Raw genomic sequence first — 6230 nt, 5'->3', positions numbered from 1 at the left:
GCTTAATGCCACTTATTATCATTAAGCCTGTTTATTCTGGTTTCTCATTAGTTCATTTGTACTCTTCCATCCCCTTTTGCTGATGTGTGACAGTTGTGGGTGCGGAATGTGGGCTATAACAATTTTAAATTATTCCCTCTCACTGCTGTTTTATGCTTGCAACAGTTTATGTATCACCTAGCCGATTTCTGGGTTCCCTTGGCGCTATTGGGTTTGATTGTACTAGCAGCTATTTTCTTTAGTCGCAGCAGCCAATAAAAGATAAAATGCCACATAAAAAATTCTTTGTTTTACTTTTTTACTTAAATTTGTTGGGTTTGATTGTCATCCCCGTTATTTTCTTTAAGCGCAAAAGCCAATAAAGTGCAAAATTAAAAATATAAAATTATTTATTTTATATTTTTAAAATCTACTTTTTTAACAATTGCGTTGCAGCTTCAGCCGTTACAGGTTTACTAAATAGATAACCCTGCATAGCATCGCACTGCACTTCTCGCAAAAATCCCAACTGTTCTAATGTTTCAACTCCCTCAGCAACCACTTTTAAATTTAGACCCTTCCCCAGAGCAACAAAGGCCGTAATAATAGCAGCATCCTTTGAATCCAGTGGTAGCTCTCGAACAAATGAGCGATCGATTTTTAGCTTATCTAAAGGAAAGTGTTTTAAAGACGATAGAGAAGAATAACCCGTACCAAAATCATCCATAGAAATTTGGATTCCCAAATTCTGCAACTTCTGTAATACAGAGATTGTCAGCTCTATATCCTGCATAGCAATGCTTTCAGTTATTTCTAGCTCTAAATAACAAGGTTCCAGATCGGTTTCTACTAAAATTTGAGAGATAGTTTTAACCAAATTTCCTTGGTGAAACTGACGCGCTGAAAGATTGACTGCTATATGTATTGGCGGCAACCCAGCCTCTTGCCAGAGTCGATTTTGGGCGCAAGCTGTCCGTAGAACCCATTCACCAATGGGACATATAAGACCTGTTTCTTCTGCGAGGGGAATAAATTGATAAGGCGGCACCAATCCCAGTTCAGGAGACTGCCAGCGAATTAGAGCTTCCATGCCTACAATCTGACCAGATTTTAAGTCAACTTGGGGCTGGTAGTGCAACACAAACTCTTCTCGTTCCAACGCTTTATAGAGTTTGTTTTCTAACACGAGTCGCTCAAGGGCTTTGTTGCCTATCGCTGGCGTGTACATCTGATAGTTATTGCGGCCTTGTTGCTTGGCGCGATACATTGCGGCATCGGCATTTTTCAGTAGGGTTTCTGCGTCTTCTCCATCATAAGGAGCCAGAGCAATTCCCAGGCTAGCTTTGATATAAAGTTCCTGCCCATCAAATTTAAAAGGAACGTTTAGCACTGCCAAAATTCGTTGAGCAATCTTGCCAGCATCTTCGGCACAACTGATGGGGGAGAGTAATAAAGTGAATTCATCGCCACCCCAACGGGCAATGATGTCGGTTTCTCGGAGGCAGCTGGTGAGTCGTTTAGCGGTACTTTTGAGTAATTGATCGCCAACCGCATGGCCTAGTGTATCGTTGATCGTCTTGAAGCAATCTAGGTCGAGAAACACAGCAGCCAGCATTTCTCCCCTTGTAATGTGGGTGTTTGCCAGTGCGAGGGAAAGCCGTTCGTTAAACAGCAGTCGGTTGGGCAACCCAGTCAGAAGGTCGTGAGAAGCTTGATGTCGCATCATGTCCTCTACGCGCCTTTGCATCACCGCCATATAGAGGTGGGTTCCCAGTGCTTGAGCCAGCTTGAGTTCTTCGGGCGTCCATTCTTTGGCTTGTCCTTTAATTATTTCTCGCCAAACTTCAAAGGACTGGCGGGGACGCATATTGCGTTCGTCGGTATTCCTACGTCCTGCCCATAAGGTTTCAGTATGTACCTCATTGCGGAAAATGGTGACGCAGCCTACACACTGTTGATGGTGGCGCAGGGGCGCGATGAGAATGGAGCGGATGGCAGTTAATTGGAAAGTTGAGACTAAAGATTGCAGTTGCTCTTGGGAGTAGAGATCGGGAATGCAGTAAGGGAAAGATGAAGGATGAAGACTTAAGGATGAATTGATATTTCTGATTTCTGGATTCAGAAGATCTTCACCGTTGGCTGTTGATGAGGAAAATGGCGTCTCTACAAATGCTGGATCTTCGTTGATGACTCGTTGCCAAAAGGGAGTTTCTTCAATCCAAGGCAGCATTGGCTGATCGCCAAAGGTATAAAGTTGAGGAGGTTGCCCGGTGGGATCGGCGGTGATGTAGAGTCTGCCCCCAGAACCTTGTAAAGCTTTGACGGTATCCTCAAGAACTATTTGCCTAATTTCTTTAAGTTTAAGCGGCGAGTGGAGTACGCTGCTGATTTGGTTGATGGTGGATTCATGATAAGCCTGTTGTCTAGCGCGACTGAGGAGATTGGATTGGGCGATCGCGATCGACATTTGATCCACTAACAGCTGGACAATTTCTAACTCTCGCTCAACAAATTGTCGCGGCGTGCTGTGGTGACACGCCAACAACCCCCACAAGCTGTTTTGATACAAAATCGGCACGGTTAAAGAAGATCTCACCCCCATTGTCATCAGATATTCGATGTGGCAGGGGTCTGCTGGAGAGTAGCGAATGTCTTCATTCATAAAGCTTTCGCCAGTTGATGGGCAATCTAACTGGTTGGTTGTCTTCTGCCCAGACGTAACATCTACGATGACTCGCTGACGGGCTTTGACGAATAATTCGCGGGCTTGGGGAGGAATGTCTTCTGCTGGAAATCGCAAACCCAAGAGTGAGGGCAGGCGATTTGCGAAAATCGCCTCGGCAATAACTTCTCCGCAGCCATCTAAATCAAATCGGTAAATTTTGACGCGATCGATGCCTAAGAAGGAACGGATCTCCCGCGCTGTTGTCTGCAAAATTTCTTGCAGTTCTAAAGACTGTCGAATTCGCGTGGTGATCCGATTGAGCAAACTTTCTCTATCTAGTGGTTGCCGCAAGGGGGGTGTATTGTTTTTTCGCGCCATTTAGTGAAACCTACTTAGATCAACTGACAGAGGACGACCCTAATCTCACTATAAGTATGAAATCTTTACTTCTGTCCTTTGATCACTAAAATAAATAAATTAATAATTAACAACGTTATAACGCATCTTGCTGGGGTTTGGGATGAACGCGATCGCATCAAAACTTGAAAGTGTCTTGGGAACTTCTGGAGTTGTTCCTTGGGATAAGATAGAAGTCATACACAGGACACGCATAGGCCACGCTGTCACATCTAGAACTACTCCTAAATGCATAGTATATCCTAATACCCAGGAAGAACTGGCCTCTATTACAGCCTGTATTCAGGCCAACAAATGGCGCATCTTACCCTGCGGCAGCGGTACTAAAATATCTTGGGGGCAGCAGGTTAAAGACATAGATATAGTAATCAGCACCAAACACTTAAATCGAGTCATTGAACATGCCGTAGGTGATTTAACCGTTACCGTAGAAGCGGGGACTAAATTTTCTGACATTCAGGCAATACTCGCCCCTTTTGGACAATTTCTCGCCCTAGATCCGGCATATCCACAAGAAGCCACCATTGGTGGTATTGTTGCTACCGCTGATAGCGGTTCTCTGCGACAACGCTATGGGGGGGTGCGAGATATGCTGCTGGGAATTACCTTTGTTCGCGCAGATGGTCAAATTGCCAAAGCTGGTGGAAGGGTAGTAAAAAATGTTGCTGGTTACGACTTGATGAAGCTGTTTGCTAGTTCTTATGGAACGCTAGGAATTATTTGTCAAGTTACATTTCGTGTTTATCCCATCCCGCCATCGTCGGGGACATTAGTATTAACGGGGGAGGCTGTTAAATTAGCACAACTGACCAAAACTTTATTTGCCTCAGCCTTAACTCCCACAGCAGTTGATTTAATGTCTACGCAGGTAGTGAAGCAGGTGGGATTAGGTGAGGGTATGGGCGCGATCGCTCGCTTTCAAAGTGTAGAAGAGAGTGTGAAAGAACAGTCTACAAGGCTGCTGCAAGTAGGGCAACAATTGGGATTGCAGGGCAGCATATATTCAGGCGCAGATGAGGCGGAACTATGGCAAAAGTTAGAAGAACAAATGTGGAAATCCCACACAGAAACTAACTTAACTTGCAAAATAGGAGTATTACCCACTGCTGCGGCTACAACCATCACTCAGATGGAAGCCCTTGCAGGAGATAAGGTAAAAGTAAAAATTCACGCCGGGAGTGGTTTAGGGATATTGAGATTAGATGAAGCAGTGGCTACAGCCGAAATGATTTTGAAGATGCGATCGCTATGCCAATCCCAAAGCGGCTACCTCACAATTTTAGAAGCACCAGCCACCCTCAAACAACAAATCGATGTCTGGGGTTACACCGGAAACGCCCTTGATTTAATGCGTAAGATCAAAAATCAATTCGATCCTGGAAACATTCTAAGTCCAAATCGATTTGTTGGCGGAATTTAAAACTACGGAATCGAGGCAAAGCCTCCCCAGTGTCGTTCCCAGGTTCAACTTGGGAACGAGTTTAGCGAGGCTTCTGCTTCCTCAGTTCGAGCAGAAATAACAGTACACAACTACCCATGCAAACTTCCCAGAATCATTTAACAAATTCATCTGACTCAAGACCAGCAAAATTAAGCGATTTTACTTCTTTACCTCTGGCTGAGGAAGAAAGTGGATTTGATAGCGATCGCCCTCCCAATCCAAAGCTAATTGATACCTGCGTCCATTGTGGATTTTGCCTTTCCACCTGTCCAAGTTATCGCGTAATTGGCAAAGAAATGGATTCTCCTAGAGGGCGAATCTATCTCATGGATGCTATCAACAAAGGTGAGATACCTCTTAATGAGGCAACAGCACAGCATTTTGATAGTTGTTTGGGGTGTCTCGCCTGCGTTACAACTTGTCCTTCCGGCGTCCAATATGACAAGCTAATTGCCGCCACTCGCCCCCAAGTTGAGCGCAACTATCCCCGCAGTTTGCCAGACAGATTGTATAGAAAACTCATCTTTTCCCTATTTCCCTATCCCAACAGATTGCGATTTTTATTAGCTCCTTTGCTGGTATATCAAAAATTGGGCTTTTCTAAATTCTTTCGCGCCACTGGGCTGATAAAAGAGATATCGCCCACTTTGGGGGCAATGGAATCCATTCTGCCAGATGTCACCCTCAAATCATTTGTAGATAATTTACCAGAACTTATTCCAGCGCAGGGTAAGAAACGCTATCGCGTAGGCATGATTTTGGGATGCGTGCAGCGTTTATTTTTCTCTGATGTAAATGCAGCAACGGTGCGAGTTTTAACAGCAAATGGCTGTGAAGTTGTTATTCCCAAAACTCAGGGTTGTTGTGCCGCGCTTCCCGAACATCAAGGCCAAAAAGAACAAGCCCAAGCTTTAGCCAGACAGATGATTGATAGTTTTGAAGAAACGGGTGTTGATGCTGTAATTATCAATGCTGCTGGTTGCGGTCACACTTTGAAAGAATACGGCCATATTCTGGAAGATGACTCTGATTATAAAGAAAAAGCTGTTAAGTTTGCCGCAAAAGTAAAAGACGCTCAAGAGTTTTTAGCTCAAGTTGGACTAACAGCAGAACTTTCACCGATTACTGACGAACCGCTGACTTTGGTTTATCAAGATGCCTGCCATTTATTGCACGGTCAAAAAATTAGTTTGCAGCCGCGTCAGTTGTTGCGCCAAATTCCAGGGGTGCAATTGCGAGAACCGATAGATGCGGCTTTGTGTTGTGGCAGTGCTGGTGTTTACAATATGCTTCAGCCTGATGTTGCTGATGAATTGGGTAAGCAGAAAGTAGAAAATTTGTTGAATACTGGTGCTGAGTTAATTGCTTCTGCTAATCCGGGTTGTACGTTGCAAATTACTAAGCATTTGCGCGAACAAGGTAAGGAAATTTCTATCGTGCATCCGCTTCAATTGTTGGATTACTCAATTCGGGGAGTTAAGCTAGACGAGTAAGGGTAAGGTGGGCAATGCCGGGCTATTTAATAATTTGATGGTAGAGGAAGGCTCGACTACAGGGGGAAGTTGAGCCTCCGATCCCAGTTTAATGAAAGTTTTAACTGTGCGCCTATGCGCCGCAGCATTCTTCGCTCCCTCTCTTGCATCAACCTTAAAAAAATTAACAGCGATCGCCAGCGCGATCGCTTTAGCGAATGGGAATACTAAATACAAAGACTGTGTTAATCGCTTC

At 44.5% G+C, this 6230-nt stretch carries 4 protein-coding genes; 2 read left to right on the top strand and 2 right to left on the bottom strand.

Features of this window, described 5'->3' with window-relative positions:
• Positions 1-409: 409 nt before the first annotated feature.
• Positions 410-3022 (bottom strand): bifunctional diguanylate cyclase/phosphodiesterase, encoded by a 2613-nt coding sequence (locus tag H6F77_RS13435; protein WP_190489229.1) that lies wholly within the window; start codon positions 3020-3022, stop codon positions 410-412.
• Positions 3023-3164: 142 nt separating this feature from the next.
• Here H6F77_RS13435 and H6F77_RS13430 point away from each other — a divergent pair, with 142 nt between their 5' ends.
• Both H6F77_RS13430 and H6F77_RS13425 read left to right on the top strand, forming a co-directional pair.
• Positions 3165-4481: an FAD-binding oxidoreductase gene (locus H6F77_RS13430; protein WP_190489228.1), complete on the top strand. Its 1317-nt coding sequence runs from the start codon at positions 3165-3167 to the stop codon at positions 4479-4481.
• Between the two features lie 116 nt (positions 4482-4597).
• Positions 4598-5995: a (Fe-S)-binding protein gene (locus H6F77_RS13425; protein ID WP_190489227.1), complete on the top strand. Its 1398-nt coding sequence runs from the start codon at positions 4598-4600 to the stop codon at positions 5993-5995.
• Here H6F77_RS13425 and H6F77_RS13420 read toward each other — a convergent pair.
• Positions 5984-6211 (bottom strand): hypothetical protein, encoded by a 228-nt coding sequence (locus tag H6F77_RS13420; protein WP_190489226.1) that lies wholly within the window; start codon positions 6209-6211, stop codon positions 5984-5986. The genes H6F77_RS13425 and H6F77_RS13420 overlap by 12 nt on opposite strands.
• Between the last annotated feature and the right edge of the window lie 19 nt (positions 6212-6230).

The organism is Microcoleus sp. FACHB-831 (assembly GCF_014695585.1).
Classification (GTDB): domain Bacteria; phylum Cyanobacteriota; class Cyanobacteriia; order Cyanobacteriales; family FACHB-T130; genus FACHB-831.
Note: the sequence above shows the minus strand (reverse complement) of the source record. Positions and strands in the feature narration are given on the sequence as shown.

Bases quoted from the DNA above. Each gene is read 5' to 3' on its own strand.
- H6F77_RS13430 (WP_190489228.1), top strand. From the start codon at position 3,165: ATGAACGCGATCGCATCAAAACTTGAAAGTGTCTTGGGAACTTCTGGA.
- H6F77_RS13425 (WP_190489227.1), top strand. From the start codon at position 4,598: ATGCAAACTTCCCAGAATCATTTAACAAATTCATCTGACTCAAGACCA.
- H6F77_RS13435 (WP_190489229.1), bottom strand. From the start codon at position 3,022: ATGGCGCGAAAAAACAATACACCCCCCTTGCGGCAACCACTAGATAGA.